Source organism: Candidatus Eisenbacteria bacterium, from assembly GCA_020847735.1.
Taxonomy (GTDB): Bacteria; Eisenbacteria; RBG-16-71-46; order RBG-16-71-46; family RBG-16-71-46; genus CAIXRL01.
This window is the reverse complement of record JADLBL010000003.1, coordinates 107,581-126,963: the sequence shown is the minus strand read 5'-3', so window position 1 is coordinate 126,963 and position 19,383 is coordinate 107,581. Positions and strand designations below refer to the sequence as shown.

Genomic DNA, 19,383 nt, shown 5'->3' with positions numbered 1-19,383 from the left:
GGTAGTTCGACCCGATCGTTTCCAGAACCTGGCGCTGCTGAACCGGCGAGCCCTCCACGAACATCGTCGGGGCGTGTTCGGCGAACGCGAGAACTGCGTCAACGCGCTGCAGGAGTTGCTCCACGGAAGGTGCGGGCCGTTCGAGCTGCACCTCGAGCTGGGCGCGGCGGCCACTAATCTCCACGCGTCGGCGCTCGAAGAGCTCGTCGTCGATCGAGCCGCGCAGGCGAAGCGAGAGGAGCGTGTCCTCCTCCGTGCGCACATGCCGCAGTGTCCGTTCGGCGGACTCGCGTACCGCCCGGAGTTGTCCGCCTTCGGCCTCAAGGGTGCGGGTGAGATTGTCGCGGATCCACTCAGCGGCCTCGGGCGTCAGAGTCATGCGGGCGAGGTCGGCGGCGATTTGCGTGGCGAAGGTGCGCTCAGGGAGCGTCGGCTCCGAACAGCGAACATCCTGGCCGCGTCGGTGGCAGCGGTAGTAGACGTAGCGCTTACCGCTGCGTTTGACGTGCACTTCCCCCACCATGGCCCGGCCACACGAGGCACAGCGCAGCATGCCGGAGAAGGTGAACTCATGGTGCACCGGTCGCGGTCGCCCGGGACGGCCGAGGATCTCCTGTGCACGGGCGAACTCCTGCTCGGTGACCATCGGCTCGTGGGCGCCCTTGTAGCTGTCGCCGTTTCGGAGCTGGATGACGCCCATGTAGTAGGGCTTGGAGAACAGTCCGAAGAGGCCGGAGAAGGACATCGGCTTCTGGCCGCCGTGCGGGGTCTTCCGCGATCGGTAGCCCCAGTCCTTGTTCAGGATCTTGAGAATCTGACGCGGCTTCATCGTGCCGGTCAGGAGGAGATCCCAGGCCCGGCGGATGAGATCGAAGTTGACCGGGTCCTTCACGATCACGGTGGTCGGGCCGCTCCTGTCCTCGAGGTAGCCAGCCGGCGGTCGGTAGTTCGGCCAGCCCTGCTGGAAGCGAGCGCGGTTGCCTCGCTTGACGTTGTCCCGGAGATCGTCGATGAACTTGGTGGCGATCCCCAGTTCGAAGTTCCCAAGGAAGCGATCATTCCCGTTGCTCGTGTAGACGCGCTCGGGGGTGATGACCTCCTTGAGCTTCCCGTCGGCGAGCGCCTGCAGGACGGCACCGTGGTCCAGGTGATTGCGCGCAAGGCGGTCCATCTTCCAGCACAGCACGCCTTCGATCTGGCCGCGACGGACACGGCGCATCAGGTCGCCGAAGATCGGGCGGCCCGGTGCTTTCGCCGAGCGGGCCTCTGTCAGGACCTCGGAGACCTCAAGGCCGTGGCGCACCGCGTGCGCCTTCAGTTCGGCGATCTGGGAGTCGATGGAGAGGACCTGCTTGTCCTCGGAATCCGTGGACTTGCGGGCATAGATGACGTGGGCGGGCATAGGACAGCGTAGAGCTTCATCAATTGCTCGGGCGGCGGGATCCGTCAAGAGCGCGGATGCTCGAACTCGCCGGGCGCGCATCCTCGGGCAACGGCCCGAGCATCATGCGGAACAGGGCGAGGAGCTCGATCGCGCGGGCCCACGCCTCTTCGGGCGTCAGCTCCAAGCCACACTCGCGGCGCATGATGTCGCGGAAGCGTCCAACCGCTTCAGGCGTCAGGCCAAAGGCGAAGTTGCCGTGGCGTTGAGGTGGGGTGAAGTTAGGCGCCATGCTCCCAGCATGCCCGACTTCTGGTCGCCTGCGTAGCCGGGTGGACGTGACGACTGGGCCGCAACACTGCGAGTGGGAGGCACGACTCGCCCAGTGTTCCGTGGACAAACAGCGGCAAGCTACTTCAGAAGCTGGGTGAGTGCCGGGATGAAGGGAGACAGGAGCGTCATGTGCGCGGCGGCGCTCGCGATGAAGGCCTGGTACTGGTCTACAAACGACGGCGTCCCTCGCGCAGCCTCAAGCGCCTTCACTCGCTCGACAAGGTCCGTCCTCTGTGACGCGTCAGCGACGCCACGCTCAATCGCGCGAATGAGATCACGAAAGAGCGCCTCAGGCGTCGTGTTGACGACGTTGGCGGACTGATCGACAGAGTTGATGTTGACGCGCGCATTGTCGCCGCTGATGTGGAAGACCGCCGGCGCAGACGGTGGACGAAGCGACGGCTCCTTCCGGACCTTCGTCTGGTAGTGATCCGCGATCGCGCCTGGAAGTCCCCGATGGAAACCTCGATCCGTGACCACGTACACCTCGACCAAGCCGTTCGGAAGTGGTCGCTCGAAGGTGTCGTCTTCTTCGATTGGCAAGCTGGCGTCGTCCATGTAGATGGTGGACGATGAGATCAGTGCCTGGATGTTCTCGATTCGGCGTCCATCCTTCTTGACCAGCGTGACGCGGTCGGTCATGAGCTCACGGAAGGGCATGACGGGCTCCTGTGGCGAGGTAAGTGGCCGGACGCTCGCGGCTGCGAAGCGCCGCGCGGCCTCACTTTCTCTCGCAGGCCGGCGGGGTGAGCCGCGAGCTACTCGGTCGGAGCATACGGACGGTCGTCGCCCTTCGTCCACGGGCCGAACGAGGCTGTCCACAGGAGTGGCGGATCGCCGGGAATCCGCCGTCCTGCACTGGGTAGTGAGTGGACGGTAGGCTACGTCGATGAGGTATCTCTGCAGATCATTGCGAATGGCAGCGTACTGCGACGCGGGTCGTGACATGGGATGCGGGCGCAGTTATCCCCAAGCTTGCGCACAGGGTGTCGCGTCACCCCCTCTGTTCGGTTTTTCTTCGGCTCGGTAGAATGAGTTCCAGAGGTCGCGCGTCATCCACAGCCAGGTGCGGTGGGACGCGCCTCGCCCTCCCTACGCTGGCGACACGTCGCCGGCTACGCTTCACCCTATGCCCATCCAGTTCACCCCGCGGCCTTCGCGTCACACTCCGAGGTTCCCGAACGCCATTCGGCGCTGCCGGATTCAGCGTGGCTTGAGCCAGCAGGCGCTGGCCGCCAAGCTCGAACTCCACCGTAGCCTGGTCTCGCTGTGGGAACGTGGGCTGCGGCTGCCGAACGTCCCGCGCTTGCTGGTCATGGCGCGAGAGCTCGGCGTCCTGCCGGACACCCTCTATCCGGACGTCAGCCTGGCAGCCGGGCTCCCCCGGCACGCGGCAACGCCACATGCCGCATGACGGAGCCGCAGTTGATCGCTTTGCTCACGGCTCGGGCCAACGCCCGCGGGCTCGTCCTGGCCAACGAAGCAACCATGCTCGACGAGCTCGGGATCGACCTCGCCCTCTTGCGGGAGCTGCTCGAGGAAGCGACGAGGCACGGCGCGATCGACATCCTCTCGCCCCTTCCATTCCTGGTTGCCAAGCTCCCCGGATCATGGTCTGGCAGGAAGCACGAAGCACCGAAGGAGCCCGCGAAATCCGGGGCTCCGGCGAATCCTGCCTATAGCTCTCAAAGCTCTCTTTCACAATCAAAGCCGTTGATGAAAGAGAGCTATAGGCCGCCGGCGGACCAGGAAGCGCTCCTGCGGGAGATCCTCACCACGCTCGGCGAGACCGACCCGACGACGTTCCGTGGTGCCGTCGAGTACTACGCGCCGGCCGTGATTCGCAAGGCGCTGGATCGTGTCCGCCGGATGCACTCAGTGCGCAAGAACCGCACGGCCCTGTTCCGGTTTCTCCTGCCGCGGATCGCCAAGGAGCCACCTTCAGCCAACTAACCCCTCGCGCTGCATGTCCTCCACTTCAACCATCACCCTACAGCTCGATCGCCGCATCCTCGAGCATCCGCGGGCCTACCACCTGCGACACATGCGCGCTGGACTCTGGCTCTACCTCGAGCTGTTGGCCCGGCTCCCGGCCGGCGCTGACACCATCGAGGTCGAGCCCGCGGTGATCGGGCGGGAGATGGGGCTGCCCGAAGGCACCGTCCGTTCCTGGCTCGGCCACCTCCGCAAGGCCGGCTACGTGGAGGCCGCGCGCCTGAACGGCTTCGTCCGGATCACGATCAAGAAAGGCTTCGTCCCGGAGCCGATCGAATCGTCCGCCGAGCGGTATTTCACGGTCGCTCGCTTGCAGCGGATGCTCAAGGACAAGTTGAGCACCGACGCATTCGAGGAGGCACTGCGACGTCACCCCGATCCAGTCATCCGGCGGGCGTTGGCCGGGGCACTGGCCCCGCCCGACGAGCAGATTCGCCGCTCGCGTACCGCGCTCTTCCTTTACCTCCTCAAGTCCAAACCCCATGCCCAGAAATCCTAGCCGCCCCATCCTCGCCATCGATCCCGGCACCCGGGAACTCGGATACGCCATCCTCGCCGGCCGACGTCTCCTCGAGCACGGCGTCATCCCGCTTCGTTCACTGCCCAAGGACCAGCGACTTCGCGAAGCAACCTTGGGGATGGGCCGACTCGTCAATCGGCACCGTCCCGGGGCACTCGTCGTGGAGAAGACGTACCGGCATCCCGTGCCCTGGCTCAACAACCTCCACCGCATCACGCTCGCCGCGCGGCGCATCGCCAAAGCCTGGCGCATCCCGCTGCACACGTATTCGCCGCAAGCCGTACGGCAGACGGTCGCCGGGAATGGCAAGGCCACGAAGGCCGAAGCGGCCGTCATCGTCGCGCATCGCTTCCCGCAACTTCGGCTCCTGCTGACGCAGGACCGGCGCTGGAAGGAACGCTACTGGCTCAACGACCTCGATGCCGTTGGCCTCGCGTGGCACCACCAGGTGGTCGCGCACCCGCCCTCCCGCAGCCGGCACTCCGGCTGAAGAACTGGCGCGTCAGGCTTGCCCCGGCGCCACCGCTCCCGGCCGCTTCCTCGCAAGGGGGAGACGGCGGGCGGTCCTCGGGAGGGCACCCATTCGATTTACCCATCAACCCAACACCTTCATGCAGTCCAAGACCGTCATCGGCATCGATCCCGGAACCCGCGAGATGGGGCTCGTTGTCCTGCGGGCTCACGTGCTCGTCTGGTTCGGCGTGCGCACGCTGCCGAATGGCAAGCGCCATCACGAAGCGATCGGGCTGGCCAAGCAGCACGTGCTGAACTTGATCGAGGAGCACGATCCCGACGTCGTGGCGATCGAGAAACCCTTTGACTTGCCCGGCCATCGGGCCCACCTGCTGAACGTCTTGGCCGATGAGCTGCGTGACCGATCGGAGGAACTGGGCATCGACGTCGTCGAACTCTCGCCGGTGGCTATTCGTCAGCGTGTCACCGGGAATCCCCGGGCCACGAAGATCGACGTGGCCGAGCATCTCGTTGCTCACGGCTTCGGCCACTTGCGCCAACTCGTCCCGAAACGCCCAGCGCGGCCAGCACTCGGCCTGCGGCCCAAGCACAAGTACTGGCTGCACATGTTCGACGCGCTGGCGATCGCGGTTGCCGCCACAGAGATGTAAGCTGGGAGCGGCGTCAGTGGGCTGGGGGTCTCAAGGACGCTTGTATTCTGGTCGAACACAAGAGGTACGGCGGATTTGCGTCCGCACCGCCCACCCGATTGTGGTTCCCCAAGGAGTGCCAAGCATGTCGATTGCACGTTCAGCGTGGATGCGCTGCGGGTTGTTCGCCGTGGCGATCGTGGCCGTCACCTCGGCCGAGAAGTCTGCCGCAGCCGACCAGCATAGCCTTGAAGCGATTATCGCGGCGCTGCAATCGCCGATCTCGCCGCAGGCGCTTGCCGCGGCGCGCAAGTACGACGATGACATCCTCTCCAGTGGGCAGTCCTGGAGCCACCAGATCTACCTCGTGACGGATGAGCGCTATGCGCGCGTCAAGCGCATCACCGACACCGTGCTTCAGGCGGCCGGGCAGGATCCAAATCAGTGGGTCGTCCGGGTCTTGGACAGTGACCCGAAGGTGGTGAACGCGTTCGTCGTCGGTGGGAAGTACATCTATGTCTGGACCGGCCTGCTGGACTTGCACCCAAGCGATGACGAACTCGGCCTCATCCTCGCACACGAGACCGGGCACTCCATGCTCAAGCACCTCGAGCGCCGCCAGGACGATGCCTCGACCACTTGGGCGGGCCTGGCCAATCTCGCCGCTTTGTTGTCCCCGAAGAACAAGGACGCGCTCTCCACGATCTCGACGAGCATCAGCAGCACGTACAGCCGGGGCGACGAAGAGGAAGCCGACGCCATCGGCGTGTGCATCGCCCGGCAGGCGGGCTTCGATCCCATGCGCGGGCTCAACTTCTTCACCGGCATGATCCGCCAACGTGACCAACATCGTCAGGAACGTCAGCGGACGCTTGACGAGGCCAAGGCTGCCTACGATCAGGCCCTTGCCAACTGCATGCAGAACAAGAACCTTTTCAACAGCTCGCGCTCCTACCAGACGCAGGAGAACGCGAACAAGGTCAACGCCATGTGCGCGGACGCCGAGAAGAGGCGCCTGCACTACAACCAAGTTGTCGAGTGGTACAACGCGGACGTCGCATCCGAGCAGCGCAACGTGCTTCTGGCCGACCACCCGCTGGACCAGACCAGAGTCGCCACGGTCACCGCGCTGGTGGACTATCTCGCGGGCCGGCGCGATGTCGAGACGCTGACCGATCACCAGCAGTCTTACCGCGTCATGAAGGCGCTCGGACAAGTACGTCCGGAGCTCTTGAAGGAAAGCGCTGTTGTTGCGGCGCCGACTGTGGCGCGTGCCGATTCTGCCGCCGCACCGCCGAGTGGGAAGTCGCTGGAGCAGCAACTGCTGGATCTCAAGCGGGCTCACGATCAGGGGCTGATCACGGACGCCGAGTACGAGCGCAAGCGGCAGGAGATCTTGGCGCGCTACTGATCCCGCGCTGAGCGAGGCGGTCGGAGCAGTTGTCCACTGTGACGAGGCGACGCCGTCACGTCCGCCTCTCTACGAATGGTAACCGGGCGGAGCTACGCTTCCTGACGCAGTACTCTTGGTGCCGTTGTTGTTCCACCCGCCCCTTGTCAGGAGTGCCTCATGGAGGCCCGTCAGCCCACCACCCATCCCGATGCTCGGGAGACCGTTGCCTACGCCGAGCTGCTCAAGCTCGCGCACGACGAGGGCCTGAAGTCCATCGCCACCGAGCTGGTGCTCCAGCCGAGTGAGGACAACGGACGCCTCGCGATCGTGAAGGCCTCGGTCGAGACCGAGCGCGGACACTTCGAAGCCTTAGGCGATGCCGACCCCGGCAACGTCGACGACTTCCTCGCCCCGCACCTGATCCGTGTGGCCGAGACCCGGGCCAAGGCCCGTGCCCTCCGTGACGCCGTCAATGTCGGCGTTGTCTCCCTCGAGGAGTTGGACGGCGCCAGCCGCGTCCCTCGTCCGAGCCCCGGACCGGGTGCTACCCGTCCGAACGGCACGAGCCGCACGTACACGCGCCCGCGTGGCAACGGCTCCGCTCCGCGATCCAGCGGCAACGGCTCTTCCGAGCCGATGACCGAAGGCCAGCGTCGCTACCTGTTCCGCATCATGGCGGGGCAGGGCTTCCACAAGGACGCCGCGGAGAACCGGATCAAGGAGATCTTCGAGGTCTCGGCGCTGTCCGAGATCACGAAGACCGCCGCTATGCAGATGATCGACCAGCTGCTCCAGACCTCCGCCCCCGGAAACGGCGGCGGCAATGGTTCAGCCACGCGTCATCAGCATTAGCCAGGTCAACGCCTACCTCGGCTGTCCGCTCAAGTACCGCTTCCAGTACGTGGACAAGGTGCCGCGCCCCTGGCGCGTCGCCGGCATGGCTTTCGGCACGTCGATCCACGCGGCCGTCGAGTGGTTCCACAAGGAACGGCTCGCCGGACGATCGCCGGAGCTTCCCGACGTGCTGCAGGTCTTCGACGCGGACTGGTACGCGCAGAACGTGGAGCCCCTTGTCTTCTCCGAACGAGAGTCCCGCGATGGGCTCGCGGAGAAGGGGCGGGCCATGCTCCAGCTCTACGTGGAGTCCGCCAACGGGACGAAGCCGGTCGCGGTCGAGCAGCCGTTCGAGCTCGAGCTGGCCGATCCCGAAACCGGCGAAATCCTCGAGGTGCGTCTGCGAGGCATCATCGACCTCATCGAGGAAGGTGATGTGCTCGTGGACCTCAAGACCGCCGGCCGGACGCTCGAATCCGGCGGATTGGAACGGCACCTGCAGCTTTCCGCCTACGCGCTGGCTTTCCTGCTGTTCAAGGGGAAGATCCCGCGCCTCCGGCTGGACATGCTCCTCAAGACCACGAAACCCCGGCTCGAGCGGCATGAGACCACCCGGTCGCTCGAGGATCTGTCTTGGAGCGCCCGGCTGATCCGCGAGGTGTCCCTCGCGATCGAGACCGAGCACTTCTTCCCGAACCCGTCGTGGCGCTGCACCGAGTGCGAGTACTTCGCTCACTGCCAGCAGTGGCGCGGTACCTGGCCGATGCAGGCCGACGAGCAGTTGATCCAACTGGCTGAAAGGGAAGGTGTCGGCGAGATCGCGGGCGCGTAGGCCTCTCGGAGGTCGTCGCGTGCTATCGGGGGCCACGGACGGCAGCTGATGCTGAAACGTCCGCGGCTCGTCGCACCTTCCTAGTTTCGTTCCTTCCAGTCTCATCGGGGCTCCGCGCGTGTTCGCTCGGGGCCCTTCTTTCTACCCGCCCCTGCAGGAGTTGTCCCCGTGTACGTCCGTGAACTCACCAAACGGAAGTACCGCGGCAAGCAGCCGCACGTGATCCGTGGTCCCGAGGACGTCACCAAGCTCTTCGGGCGCCGACTGACGAAGCACGCCCGCGAGCATTTCCTGGTGGTCCTGCTCAATGCCCGCCATGAAGTCGATGCGGTGGAGACGGTCAGCATCGGGTCCTTGAATGCCTCGATCGTCCATCCGCGTGAGGTGTTCAAGCCGGCGATCCTTGCCTCAGCCGCCTCTGTCGTGTTGGTCCATAATCACCCTTCCGGCGATCCCGAGCCCTCGGAAGAAGATCTGGCGATCACCAAGCGGCTCGTCGAGGTTGGAGAACTCCTCGGCATCGGCGTGCTCGATCATGTCATCGTTGCTAGCCGGGGCGTGGTCTCCTTCCGTGCCCGGCAGCTGCTCTAAATCGCCAGCCCCCGAGAAGGAAGTCACACGATGCGCTCCACCCTCATGTTGCATCGCGGTGGCTGGTCCGCCAGCCTCGCCGACCTCGCCTCCGTCGAAGTCCCCGAGTCCACCGACTCCTACGTCCCGGTCTCCTACGGGCGGCTCGTCGAGGAGATCCACCTGCACCTGCCGCGCTTCGGCCTCGCCGTTCAGGACGAGCGCTACGCGCTCGCTCGCGATGGCAACCAGATGTTCGGCGTCCTCACCTGTCGCAATGGCCACACCGCCGACTGGGGCCTGGCCATCGGCCTGCGCAGTTCGTACGACCGCTCCCTGAGCGTTCAGCTCGTGGCCGGCAGCCGGGTGTTCGTCTGCGACAACCTGGCCTTCCACGGCGAGACGAAGGTCTCTCGCAAGCACACCGCCCACGTCTTCCGGGACCTGCCCAGCCTCGTCTACGACATGCTGATGAGCGTGTCCGCGATGAAGGGGCGCCTGGCGGCAGAGATCGAGCAGATGAAGCGGCTGACGCTCAAGATGGCGCTCGCGCACCACCTGATGATCCTGGCGATCCGGAGCGGCGCCCTGCCGGCCTCGCAGCTGCCCAAGGTCATCGAGCACTTCGACGACCTCGACAACCCGGAGTTCGTGCCGCACTCCGCCTGGGCGCTCTTCAATGCCTTCACGGCCGTCATCGGCCAGCGGCAGCCCCGGCAGCAGATGGACGGAACTCTGCGGCTCACCAAGGCGTTTCGAGAGGGACTCTCCCTCAACTAGTACCTTCACCACGGGCCGTTCAGAGATGGACGGCCCGTCTTCTATCCCGCGCTGGCTCACCGGGGCGATGCGTTCAGGGCGCCATCAAGACAACTGAATGTCAGCACGAGCGGATTAGACGGAGCTACAGCACTTCCTGCAGCCACTTGTTGCTGCTCATCGCCTAGCACGAGAAAAGCGTCACAGCCAGCACTGCGCCCATGTGTCCCAAGTCGCGAATGAGGTGACGAACCAGAGTCCGGAGTGATAACCTCGCGGAGCGCCGCAAGTAGAGAAGTCGATGGTCAGGAGCATTGATTCTGGAGTCCGATGCCACGTCCGTACACGCTGTACACGTTGCAGGAGCGATCGACCATCCTGGCTGTCGCGGTCGCCGAGGCGCTGACGGCGAAGGCAGTCCATGCCCGCTTCGGCGTCAACCCGCACACGTACTACGCTTGGCGTCGCAAGGCTGGATTGCGCGGTCGTCGTGGTCGTCGCCCTCGGGAGAGCGGCAAGAATGGCGTCGATCCTCGTCGGCAGTGGGCCCGAGTGGCATAGTCTTCAGTAGTTGAGGAATGCACCTTCTAGCAAGAGGTGGCCATCCACGCTCCATCGGAGGGCACCCTGCGCAGTCCGGGCTTAGTTCACCCACAAGAGGACGCTCGGAAGTTCAGCCTTGACGGGGCAGTTGTGCCCTGCCACGCTGCGATCAAGTCGAGCCACGATTTCGGACGCGCCATCAACGTCGTTCCGATTGCGCCGTCGGGACCAGCTCGGCCTAGCGTCGACACCCCCGAGAGCCGGCATGGATGGGAAGGAAGCCCATAGCCATGTGCTCCGGTGTGCGTTCCGCGAACCGATACTCCAAGTCAGGCTGAACATGCGAGCCAGACGGAGGGGCGATTCACAACGATGGCGAGCTTGAGTCCCATCTCTGCCATGCCACGCGGCTCCGGAGCGTGGCGAGCCTGTAGTCGGCCATGGCGACATTTGGAGCGATCACCGGGCTCACCACTTGTCGTGAGAACAACGGATCGAAGCCCATCGATCGGACTACATGAGGAGGCAGGTCATGCGACTACTCACAACCACGCTGCTCGTTCTTGGGTTCATCGCCGCTGTCGCTCAGTCGGTTCATGCTGAGACAGGTTCGGTTCGGCTGATCCTGCGGAGTCGCGCGGCGACGCCGCTCGCTCCCGGCGCGACCAACTCCCTCCCTGCGCCCCTGTGCTACGCGAATCAGGCATGGGGAGACTACGACAACGACGGCGATCTCGACCTGCTGCAAACAGGAAGTACTTCCATCAATGACACGCTCGGGGTCCCCCAGACGCTTCTCTACCAAAACGACGGAACCGGGAACTTCGTTCCGATCGCGACGACGCTGCCCAAGGTATGGCGCGGCTACGTGGAGTGGGGGGACTACGACAACGACGGGATGCTGGACCTTCTCCTTACCGGCCAACCATCCCCCAACTTCCGCGCCGACTCTTCGATTACATCCATCTACCACAACGATGGCAACGGTGCCTTCTCTCTGGCCGCAAGCGGCGTGCCGCATTTCACGAGGGGATCCGTTGGGGCATGGGCGGATTTCGATAAGGATGGGCGGCTGGACATCGCAATCACTGGCGGGCTAGCCGGCCAAGCTGCATCGAGGATCTACCACAACAACGGGGACGGGACGTTCACCGACGTGAACGCAGGAGTGTCACAAGTCCGCAACGGATCCGTAGCCTGGGCAGACTTCGACAATGACGGGGACTTCGATCTCGCCCTGCCCGGCTGGCCGTATCAGCCTCCGACGGGCAGCGATCCAGGGATCTACGCCAATAGCTGGCCCACTTCGGGCTTTGTGCGGAAGCTAGACCTGTATGAGTACGGACAGGCCTTCTACGCAGACGGCGCAATGACGATCGCGGACTACAACAACGATGGGCTCCTGGACTTCTTCCAGGTAGGTCCGGCACCACCACGTCTGTACCGCAACGATGGCAACTTCGCGTTCACGAGAGTGGTTGACGACACGACTCTCGCTGCGGGTGGAGGCAAGTGGGCGGACTACGACAACGACGGACGGCCGGACCTGTTGAACGCCTTCGGCAACTGGGTTGAGGATGAGTACGGGATCAGGCACATTCAGATCAACGTCATTTATCACAACGACAATGACAGCACTTTCAGTTGGGGCCTCTCGTGGCTGCCGGGACTGTACTACGGCGATGCGGACTGGGCGGACATCGACAACAACGGGTCGCTTGACTTCCTCGTGACGGGAAGAGACCGCTATGGGGTCATTCACTCGCAGCTCGGCGACCTCTCCCTCGCCACCCCGAACACAGTGCCGACGGCCCCGACGAGTCTGGCGGCGCAGTGGATGGGCTACGGCTACAGGCTGAGCTGGGCCCCGGCCAGCGACGCTGAGACACCATCTGCCGGGCTGACCTACAACGTCCGAGTCGGGACAACCCCGGGCGGATGCGATGTCGTGTCACCGATGTCGGACGCCAGCACTGGCTACCGGAGAATCGTCGCCTTGGGCAATGCGCAGAAGACGGAGAGTTGGATCGTGGACGTCCCACCTGGCACCTACTACTGGAGCGTGCAGGCGATTGACGGGATGTATGCTGGCGGGCAATGGGCGCAAGAGGCGACCTTCACCGCGATTACTTCCGTGGATCCGCCCGCAGCGGGCAGCCTGAGTCTCTCGGTTCACCGAGGCGGTGCCAATGTCGGGAGGGTCGTGTTCGCGGTGAGCCTTGCCTCGAGCGAGCCGGCAACCCTGGAGATCTTCGACGTCAGCGGCAGAAGAGTCTCCACGCCGATTAGCGGGACGGTCGCGGCCGGAGTGCACGAGGTCGTCTGGGATCGAACCGATTCAGGGACGACGCCTCAGAGTGGCATCTACTTTGCCAGACTTCGTCAAGCTGGGCAGGTGCGCGTGGCTCGCGCCGTTGTGCTCTAGCGCTCACCGGGCAGAAAGAACAGCGCTGAAGTCCGTCGGCGATCTGGGCGCTCGCGCGCGAGTCAGCTCGTGGGCGCCCTCGACCATCCCTCTTAGTTCGACCCGCGCTGTCCATCACTGGGGGGTGGCATCACTTCTCGCCGACTTGCACCCCGACCATGGTGCATGCTGGAGCCTGCGGTCGCCACCCCGTCTGGCGTGCGCTAGCATGCCCTGGAGTGGGATCGGTGCGACATGCGAGTCCGACGACGAAGGCTCGCAACCAGCTAGATAACGTGCTTCGCCAATAGTTGAGGGTCATCACATCCACGCTTCAAGTGATCTTCAGAGCGTACGCGCTCAAACTCAAGTCAGGAGGGTGCCGGTTCAGGGGCGAGGCCTCCTGGTCCTTGCCGGCTTCTTGGTGCTCTTCGTCGCCCTCGTCGTTGGCCCAAGCCTCAACCTTGCCTTCGTTGGCGACGACTACGTCTTCCTCGACAAGACTCGAGACGCCACGTTCCTAAGTCTCTGGTCCCGGTCCAATACTGACTTCGGCTGGTATCGTCCGTGGGCGCGGGAGTTCTACTTCTGGTCCATCCAGAGACCACTTGGACCCGATGCCACCGTCTTCAGGCTCGTCAACATCGCGCTTTGGGTGATCGCGCTCTGCCTCTATGCCCGGATAATCGAGCACGTTTCCGGTCGACGAAGTGCCGTGCTCGCCTCTCTTGGGGTTGCATCCGCGGCATTCTGGGGTACGCCACTGCTTTGGATCTCGGGAAGTCAGGATCTGTGGATGCTCGTCTTCGCGATGCTCTCAGTCTTGCTCTTCGTCAGCGGCCGCGAGCGTTGGGCCGCCGCACCATTCGCCTTGGCGCTGCTGAGCAAGGAGACGGCTGGCGTGGTGCCGTTGCTCCTCGTTTCGTACCTGGTCTTCATTCGTCGTGCCCGTCTCTCGCGAGTCGCCCGAGCGATGTTGCCCTTCACGGCCATCGTGCTGACCTGGTTGTTTGTCCACCCGACTCTTCTCCCGAGACTGTTCGGACAGCCCGCAAGCGCGGCCGAGCTTGAGAGCCGTCCTGGCTGGATGATGACGCTGATCATGGCGGCAGCCTCGTGCTTGAACTTGGACAGACAACTGCGCCCGCAGGAGCTGAGCCTCGACGTTGTTGGACGGTACTTGGCCGCGGCGGTACTGCTCGCCGGAAGCGCGTACTTGCTCTTGCGTCGCAATGCAGGGCCTCGCACTGTCATCGATCCCCGCCGTCAGGCACTCCTTGCCGCAGCGTGGGCGGCGATCGGCTGGTTTCCACTCGTCCTACCCTCGATCGGCTATCACGCCTACTATGGATGTATGGGTGCACTCGGCGTCTGGTTTGGTATCGCCCTGGCGTTGTGTTCTCGCCCCGGATTCGCCGCCGTTGTTGTCTTTGCGTCCGTGCTACTGCGGGGCGCCCAGGCCCAGACCCCCTCGTCAGACTGGGGCGATGAATCGTATTTCCGACGGGCCGGAAGCACACTGACGGCGATACGCAGCGAGCTTCTGCGGCAGCATCCGACGCTGGGCGCACATTCGCGTGTCTACTTCGCGAACATCCCGTACCACATCGGCCTGGTCGCTGGCGAAAGCCCTGCCCTTCGAGTGTGGTACGGAGACAGCACACTACAAGCTGGCTACTACTCCTACTACCGGCCGCGCGCTGCATCGTCGAGGGAAGCGCCGGACTACTTCTTCCGATTCGATTCAGCGGCGGGCATGGTGGAGGTTCGCGTCGGACAGGAATCCATTCCGAGGACCGAGACCATGCGCCGTCGTTGGGAGATGGACCACGACGGACTGGCGGCGCTGTTTGTCGCGAAGGGCGACTATGCACGTGCTGCCGGGGAGTTCGAGAAGCTCTCGATGCTCCCGGGGCGGCCGGATGCCGCGTTGTGCGCGTCAGTCTGCCGTCGGTTCCTAGGTCAGGACCCGGCGGCGGATTCCTTGGTACGGGCGGCGCAGTTGCTGTCGGGAGCACCCCCTGACCGGATGGTCGCCGTGCTCGCGCGGATCGAAGTTGACTTCAAGCGGGCAAGGGAGACGGATTCACTCGCTTCAAGTGGACCATAGCGAACAGATCCAGCCGACAGTAGCTTGGACTCAATGATGAGGTCCGCATGCCGCAGACTCCGTTGGAGAACGTCGTCACCCACTGGCACAAGCTGATCGAGAACTTCCAGACCTCACCCAAGGACTTCTATACCTCGGTCGAACTGGCTTTGGATCGTCGGCACGTCCCGGGCCTGAAGACCAGCCGGGTGAAATGGAGCGAGGGCGGCCTGCTCTCGCCGGACCGCGAGTATCTGCGGGTCGAGGGCGACCGCCACTCCTTCGACATGTGCGCGGCGCCGTTCGGCACCGGCTTCTTCTTCTCCTCGTGGGTAACCGAGAAGAAGGCCCGCTTCGTCTTCCTATACCTCGTCTCCTTCGCCTTGCTGACGCTCTTCCTCGGCTGGCTCCTCCAGCAGGCGACGGACTTCGTCTGGCGTGGCTCGTACGGGCTGGGGATGAGCTTCATTCTCGGATTGCTCCGGCTCGTCATCAATCCCTTCGTCCTGATCCCGCTCTCGTTCCTGATTGTCCTCTGGCTTGTCGCGCTGGCGGCCCGAGCGGGCAACCTTGGGCCCGAGGCGGCCATCCTGACCGTGCCGCTCATCGGCTGGTTCTACGAGCGCATGTTCGCGCCTGCAACGTACTACCGCATCGACACCATGCTCATGTTCCAGTCTGCGGTGCACTCGGCCACGCTCGAGGCGATCGACGGGCTGCTGACAACCAAAGGGCTGCGAGCGTTGAGCGCCGAGGAGCGCAAGCCGCTCTTCCGCGACCTGCTCAACGGCGGTGAAGCGCGCCGAGCGGCGGGTGCGTCTCATCCCGCGCGATCCGAACTGCCGTCGCCGCCTGAAGCGGCGGCAGTCGATCCGACGCTCACGCCGGATGGCCAGACGCTGCTGGCGATGACGCAGGGTGGCGCTTCCGCCGTCAATCCCTCGTGAGGTCTGCGTGCTGGCCTCGTCGATTGAGCGACTGACCGAGCAGTTCTACACCTGGGAGCGGCGCGGCCGTGGTTGGCGGGTATGGGACTCGCCTGTGGAACTGGAACCGCCCTTCGCGCCGTTCCGCTTCCACCACGTGTCGCGGTCGCCTTCGGACCTTGACGATGGCCGCGTCTCGACGCTCTGGAGCCGGCTGACCGACCGAATCCTTGGCGCGGGGCCATCGCCCGCGGATGAGTCGGAGCATGCCGTCCTTGACGAGGAGGACTCCGAGCCCGGGGCGATCGATGACAGCGAGCCGCTGACGGAACTGCGCTGGTCGCTGCCGCCGGACCACGACGTCTCGCCCGAGGAAGTCGAACAGTTCCTGCTCGCATTGCCGCACCTGCGGCGCTCGGTCACATTCGAAGTCATTGGCACGGCCGAGGCGATCGCGGTTCAGCTCGTCTGCGCTGAAGCGGACCGCTCACTCGTCCAGCAGCAGGTGAGGGGGTTCTTTCCCGCGAGCGTCTTGACCACCGCCGACGGCTCCCTCGAAACAGCCTGGCAGCAGCAAGGCGGCCACTCCGTCGTCGTGGAGTTCGGGCTCTCCGAGGAGTTCATGCTGCCGCTCCGGACGCTGCGGCGCTTCACCGTCGATCCTCTGACGGGCATCGGAGCAGCGATGTCCGAACTCGAACCGGGCGAGACCGCGGTACTGCAGGTGCTCTTCCAGCCGACGCGCGAGCCGTGGGCGGAGAGCATCCTGCGGGCCGTCCTCGACGAAGGCGGCAGCCCGTTCTTCCTCGATGCACCCGAGGTGACGGCGCTCGCCCGCGAGAAGATCTCTCGACCGCTCTACGCCTGCGTCGTTCGCGTTGGTGTGCGATCTCCCGACCCTCAGCGCGCGATGCTTCTTGCCCGCTCGGTGGGCTGGGCCTTGAACGCGCTCACTAACCCGCCGGCAAATCGGCTGGTCCCGCTCGCCAACGACGACTACCCCGACGAGTTCCACGAACAGGATCTGCTCCGCCGCCTGACCCGCCGCAGCGGAATGCTGCTTAGCTGCGCCGAGCTTGTCTCGCTCGTTCACCCGCCTTCGGCCACGGTGCGGCTGGAGAAGCTCGTCCGCGAGTCCGGCAAGACGCGCATGGCCCCGGCCGTCGCGACCAATCACGACTACGTGCTCGGCACGAACATGCACGCGGGCAAGAGCACGCCGGTGGCCTTGAGCGACGATCAACGCTCGCGGCACCTGTACGTCGTCGGGGCCTCGGGCACGGGCAAGTCCACGCTCTTGCTCTCCTTGATCCTCCAGAGCCTCGATCGCGGGGAAGGCCTGGCGGTCCTCGATCCGCACGGTGACCTCATAGACGAGGTTGTGCGCCGGCTGCCTGCGAGTAGGCGAGACGACGTCGTGCTGCTCGATCCTTCCGATGGTGAGTACCCGGTCGGTTTCAACATCCTGCAGGCGCACTCCGAGCTCGAGCGAACGCTCCTGGCATCGGATCTCGTGTCAGTCTTCCGCCGGCTCTCGACGAGCTGGGGCGACCAAATGACGTCGGTCCTCGGGAACGCGATCCTCGCCTTCCTCGAGAGTGGCCGCGGCGGGACGCTGGTGGACCTGCGCCGGTTTCTCGTCGAGGCTGACTTCCGCCGAGAGTTCCTCAAGACGGTCAACGATTCGGAGGTCGTCTACTACTGGCAGAAGGAGTTCCCGCTCCTCTCGGGCAAGCCGCAGGCACCGCTCCTCACGCGCCTCGACATCTTCCTGCGGCCCAAGACCATCCGCTACATGGTGGCCCAGCAGGACAGCCGGCTGGACTTGCGGCGGATCATGGACGGCGGGCAGGTACTGCTGGCGCGGCTCTCTCAAGGCGCGATCGGCGAAGAAAACGCCTACCTCCTTGGCACACTCATCGTCTCCAAGCTGCAACAGCTCGCCATGAGCCGGCAGGAACAGGCCGCAGCCGAGCGCCGGCCGTTCTACCTCTACGTCGATGAGTTCCACAACTTCGTCACTCCGTCGATGGAGTCGATCCTCTCTGGCGCGCGGAAGTACCGGCTCGGGTTGGTGCTGGCGCACCAGGACCTGCGGCAGATTCAAAGCCGCAGCGTGGACGTCCTGAACTCAGTGCTGTCCAATCCCTACGCTCGGATCTGCTTCCGGGTCGGGGATCAGGACGCCCGGACGTTGGCCGACGGGTTTCAGCACTTCGATGCGCGCGACTTACAGTCCCTCTCCACTGGGCAGGCCATCGCCCGGATCGAGCGCTCCGAGTTCGACTTCAACCTCGCCACCACCATGCTGCCGCTCGTTGATGAGGCGGCCAGCACGGAAACCCGGGCCCACATCGTGGGCCGGACACGTGAGCGCTACGGCCGGCCGCGGGCGGAGATCGAGGCGCTGCTGGCTCGCTCGGGCGCTGCCCAGGAGCTAGAATCGAAGCGCGTCGAACCACCGACGCCACCGTCGCCCCCGCGACGGGAACGTGCCGGGGCCGAATCCCCCGCGGTCCCGGCACCACTTCTGCCACCTTCTGCCGTCGAGATCCCGACGCCGGCGTCGAGCCCTGGACGCGGCGGCAAGCAGCACAAGTACCTGCAGTCCCTCATCTGTCGGTGGGCCGACACTCACGACTGGCGCTCGACGGTCGAGGAGAGCGTCCTCGACGGCCTCGGCAACGTCGACGTGGCGCTGCGGAAGGGTGAGAAGGGGGTAGCGGTCGAGATCGGCGTCACCACCAGCTCCGACCACGAAGTGGAGAATCTTCAGAAATGCCTCGCCGCCGGCTTCGGCCGAGTGCTGCATGTCGCGGCGGATCAGAAGACGCTGAAAACCATGAAGCGCGAATCGGCCGCGATCCTGACCGAGGAGCAGCTGGGCAAGGTGGCCTACTGCACGCCCGAGAACCTGTTCGACGTGCTCGATGCCGCCGACGCCGAGACCCACGTGAGCGAGCAGACGGTGCGCGGTTACAAGGTGAAGGTCCGTATCAAGCCGACAACGAGCGCGACGAAGACCGAGCGACACGGCGTGGTCTCGGCAGTGGTTGCGCAAGCAGTGAAGCGAATGCGGAAGAGCAAGTCCTGAATGCTCGTGAGGCGAGGGCAGATGGCCAAAAGGGTCTTCTTCAGCTTCGACTACCAAGATGTGGCGGACTTCCGCGCGAACGTCGTGCGCCAATCCTGGCGCGCGAAACCGGACCGCGAAGCTGCAGGGTTCTTCGATGCGTCAATCTGGGAGTCGGCAAGGAAGCAAGGAACGACAGCGCTCAAGCGTCTCATCAACGGAGCGATCGACGGTACAAGCGTCACGTGTGTGCTCGTTGGCTCCGACACCTACCTGCGTCCATGGGTCCGCTACGAACTCCTGCTGAGCTTCTACTTGGGAAAGGGCTTGCTCGCGGTTCACGTCAATTCTATACGAGACAAGAACCGCGAAGTGAAGCCGCTCGGTCCAAATCCACTTGAGTATGTCGGCGTGACCTACTCAGACACCGGACTGACCGCTACCCTGTGGGAGAAGAAGGCCGACAAGTGGATCGAATACGGGGAGATCGGCAATGGTCCCTCGTTCCAGACCGGCGGTGTCGCACAGAAGTACTGGGGCAAGGGGTTCAACTTGAGCAACTTCTTCCCCGTGTATGACTGGATCGCACATGACGGATACATCAACTTCGCTTCGTGGGTGGACTGAC

The 19,383-nt window shown here is 64.5% G+C and carries 19 protein-coding genes; 16 read left to right on the top strand and 3 right to left on the bottom strand.

Translation table 11 applies throughout. The features are described 5' to 3' along the window. The 3 genes from IT347_02285 to IT347_02275 form a co-directional block, all read right to left on the bottom strand. A partial coding sequence (locus IT347_02285; protein ID MCC6348401.1) for a recombinase family protein occupies window positions 1-1,402 on the bottom strand: 1,402 nt, incomplete at its 3' end. A 19-nt stretch (window positions 1,403-1,421) separates the two neighbouring features. Next, complete coding sequence (locus tag IT347_02280; GenBank protein MCC6348400.1) at window positions 1,422-1,673, bottom strand: hypothetical protein; 252 nt, start codon at window positions 1,671-1,673, stop codon at window positions 1,422-1,424. Between the two features lie 119 nt (window positions 1,674-1,792). Next, window positions 1,793-2,374, bottom strand: a complete 582-nt coding sequence (locus tag IT347_02275; protein ID MCC6348399.1) for a hypothetical protein — start codon at window positions 2,372-2,374, stop codon at window positions 1,793-1,795. A 553-nt stretch (window positions 2,375-2,927) separates the two neighbouring features. Here IT347_02275 and IT347_02270 point away from each other — a divergent pair. The 16 genes from IT347_02270 to IT347_02195 all read left to right on the top strand — a co-directional run bounded on the left by IT347_02270 (window position 2,928) and on the right by IT347_02195 (window position 19,382). Continuing rightward, entirely contained in the window at window positions 2,928-3,128 is a 201-nt protein-coding gene (locus IT347_02270) for a helix-turn-helix transcriptional regulator (protein MCC6348398.1), read from the top strand. A gap of 11 nt (window positions 3,129-3,139) precedes the next feature. Then, a complete protein-coding gene (locus IT347_02265; protein ID MCC6348397.1) occupies window positions 3,140-3,667 on the top strand; it encodes a hypothetical protein in 528 nt (175 codons plus the stop codon). A 13-nt stretch (window positions 3,668-3,680) separates the two neighbouring features. Then, entirely contained in the window at window positions 3,681-4,208 is a 528-nt protein-coding gene (locus IT347_02260) for a hypothetical protein (GenBank protein ID MCC6348396.1), read from the top strand. Beyond that, on the top strand, window positions 4,192-4,719 hold the full coding sequence (locus IT347_02255) for a crossover junction endodeoxyribonuclease RuvC (protein MCC6348395.1): 528 nt from the start codon (window positions 4,192-4,194) through the stop codon (window positions 4,717-4,719). The genes IT347_02260 and IT347_02255 overlap by 17 nt, the downstream gene beginning before the upstream one ends. 121 nt (window positions 4,720-4,840) lie before the next feature. After that, the gene (locus IT347_02250) at window positions 4,841-5,353 is read left to right on the top strand and encodes a crossover junction endodeoxyribonuclease RuvC (protein MCC6348394.1); all 513 of its coding nucleotides are present in this window, start codon (window positions 4,841-4,843) and stop codon (window positions 5,351-5,353) included. Window positions 5,354-5,477: 124 nt separating this feature from the next. After that, entirely contained in the window at window positions 5,478-6,743 is a 1,266-nt protein-coding gene (locus tag IT347_02245) for a M48 family metalloprotease (protein ID MCC6348393.1), read from the top strand. Window positions 6,744-6,902: 159 nt separating this feature from the next. Continuing rightward, complete coding sequence (locus IT347_02240; protein MCC6348392.1) at window positions 6,903-7,577, top strand: hypothetical protein; 675 nt, start codon at window positions 6,903-6,905, stop codon at window positions 7,575-7,577. Further along, window positions 7,549-8,391, top strand: a complete 843-nt coding sequence (locus IT347_02235) for a PD-(D/E)XK nuclease family protein (protein ID MCC6348391.1) — start codon at window positions 7,549-7,551, stop codon at window positions 8,389-8,391. Before IT347_02240 ends, IT347_02235 begins: the two co-directional genes overlap by 29 nt. A gap of 168 nt (window positions 8,392-8,559) precedes the next feature. After that, window positions 8,560-8,982 (top strand): DNA repair protein RadC, encoded by a 423-nt coding sequence (gene radC / locus IT347_02230; protein MCC6348390.1) that lies wholly within the window; start codon window positions 8,560-8,562, stop codon window positions 8,980-8,982. Window positions 8,983-9,012: 30 nt separating this feature from the next. Continuing rightward, window positions 9,013-9,741, top strand: coding sequence for a DUF932 domain-containing protein (locus tag IT347_02225; protein ID MCC6348389.1), 729 nt, complete (start codon window positions 9,013-9,015; stop codon window positions 9,739-9,741). 309 nt (window positions 9,742-10,050) lie between these two features. After that, window positions 10,051-10,281, top strand: coding sequence for a transposase (locus IT347_02220; GenBank protein ID MCC6348388.1), 231 nt, complete (start codon window positions 10,051-10,053; stop codon window positions 10,279-10,281). Window positions 10,282-10,795: 514 nt separating this feature from the next. Continuing rightward, window positions 10,796-12,688, top strand: a complete 1,893-nt coding sequence (locus IT347_02215) for a VCBS repeat-containing protein (GenBank protein MCC6348387.1) — start codon at window positions 10,796-10,798, stop codon at window positions 12,686-12,688. Between the two features lie 403 nt (window positions 12,689-13,091). Then, the gene (locus IT347_02210) at window positions 13,092-14,777 is read left to right on the top strand and encodes a hypothetical protein (GenBank protein ID MCC6348386.1); all 1,686 of its coding nucleotides are present in this window, start codon (window positions 13,092-13,094) and stop codon (window positions 14,775-14,777) included. A 47-nt stretch (window positions 14,778-14,824) separates the two neighbouring features. After that, entirely contained in the window at window positions 14,825-15,703 is an 879-nt protein-coding gene (locus IT347_02205; protein MCC6348385.1) for a hypothetical protein, read from the top strand. A 7-nt stretch (window positions 15,704-15,710) separates the two neighbouring features. Further along, window positions 15,711-18,776, top strand: a complete 3,066-nt coding sequence (locus IT347_02200; protein ID MCC6348384.1) for a type IV secretory system conjugative DNA transfer family protein — start codon at window positions 15,711-15,713, stop codon at window positions 18,774-18,776. Between the two features lie 21 nt (window positions 18,777-18,797). Continuing rightward, window positions 18,798-19,382: a TIR domain-containing protein gene (locus IT347_02195; protein ID MCC6348383.1), complete on the top strand. Its 585-nt coding sequence runs from the start codon at window positions 18,798-18,800 to the stop codon at window positions 19,380-19,382. The last annotated feature ends 1 nt before the right edge of the window (window position 19,383 follow it).

Excerpts from the sequence above, each read along its gene's own strand:
- IT347_02280 (MCC6348400.1), bottom strand. The coding sequence starts at position 1,673 with ATGGCGCCTAACTTCACCCCACCTCAACGCCACGGCAACTTCGCCTTT.
- IT347_02275 (MCC6348399.1), bottom strand. The coding sequence starts at position 2,374 with ATGCCCTTCCGTGAGCTCATGACCGACCGCGTCACGCTGGTCAAGAAG.
- IT347_02260 (MCC6348396.1), top strand. The coding sequence starts at position 3,681 with ATGTCCTCCACTTCAACCATCACCCTACAGCTCGATCGCCGCATCCTC.
- IT347_02255 (MCC6348395.1), top strand. The coding sequence starts at position 4,192 with ATGCCCAGAAATCCTAGCCGCCCCATCCTCGCCATCGATCCCGGCACC.
- IT347_02250 (MCC6348394.1), top strand. The coding sequence starts at position 4,841 with ATGCAGTCCAAGACCGTCATCGGCATCGATCCCGGAACCCGCGAGATG.
- IT347_02245 (MCC6348393.1), top strand. The coding sequence starts at position 5,478 with ATGTCGATTGCACGTTCAGCGTGGATGCGCTGCGGGTTGTTCGCCGTG.
- IT347_02240 (MCC6348392.1), top strand. The coding sequence starts at position 6,903 with ATGGAGGCCCGTCAGCCCACCACCCATCCCGATGCTCGGGAGACCGTT.
- IT347_02235 (MCC6348391.1), top strand. The coding sequence starts at position 7,549 with ATGGTTCAGCCACGCGTCATCAGCATTAGCCAGGTCAACGCCTACCTC.
- IT347_02225 (MCC6348389.1), top strand. The coding sequence starts at position 9,013 with ATGCGCTCCACCCTCATGTTGCATCGCGGTGGCTGGTCCGCCAGCCTC.
- IT347_02220 (MCC6348388.1), top strand. The coding sequence starts at position 10,051 with ATGCCACGTCCGTACACGCTGTACACGTTGCAGGAGCGATCGACCATC.
- IT347_02215 (MCC6348387.1), top strand. The coding sequence starts at position 10,796 with ATGCGACTACTCACAACCACGCTGCTCGTTCTTGGGTTCATCGCCGCT.
- IT347_02205 (MCC6348385.1), top strand. The coding sequence starts at position 14,825 with ATGCCGCAGACTCCGTTGGAGAACGTCGTCACCCACTGGCACAAGCTG.
- IT347_02195 (MCC6348383.1), top strand. The coding sequence starts at position 18,798 with ATGGCCAAAAGGGTCTTCTTCAGCTTCGACTACCAAGATGTGGCGGAC.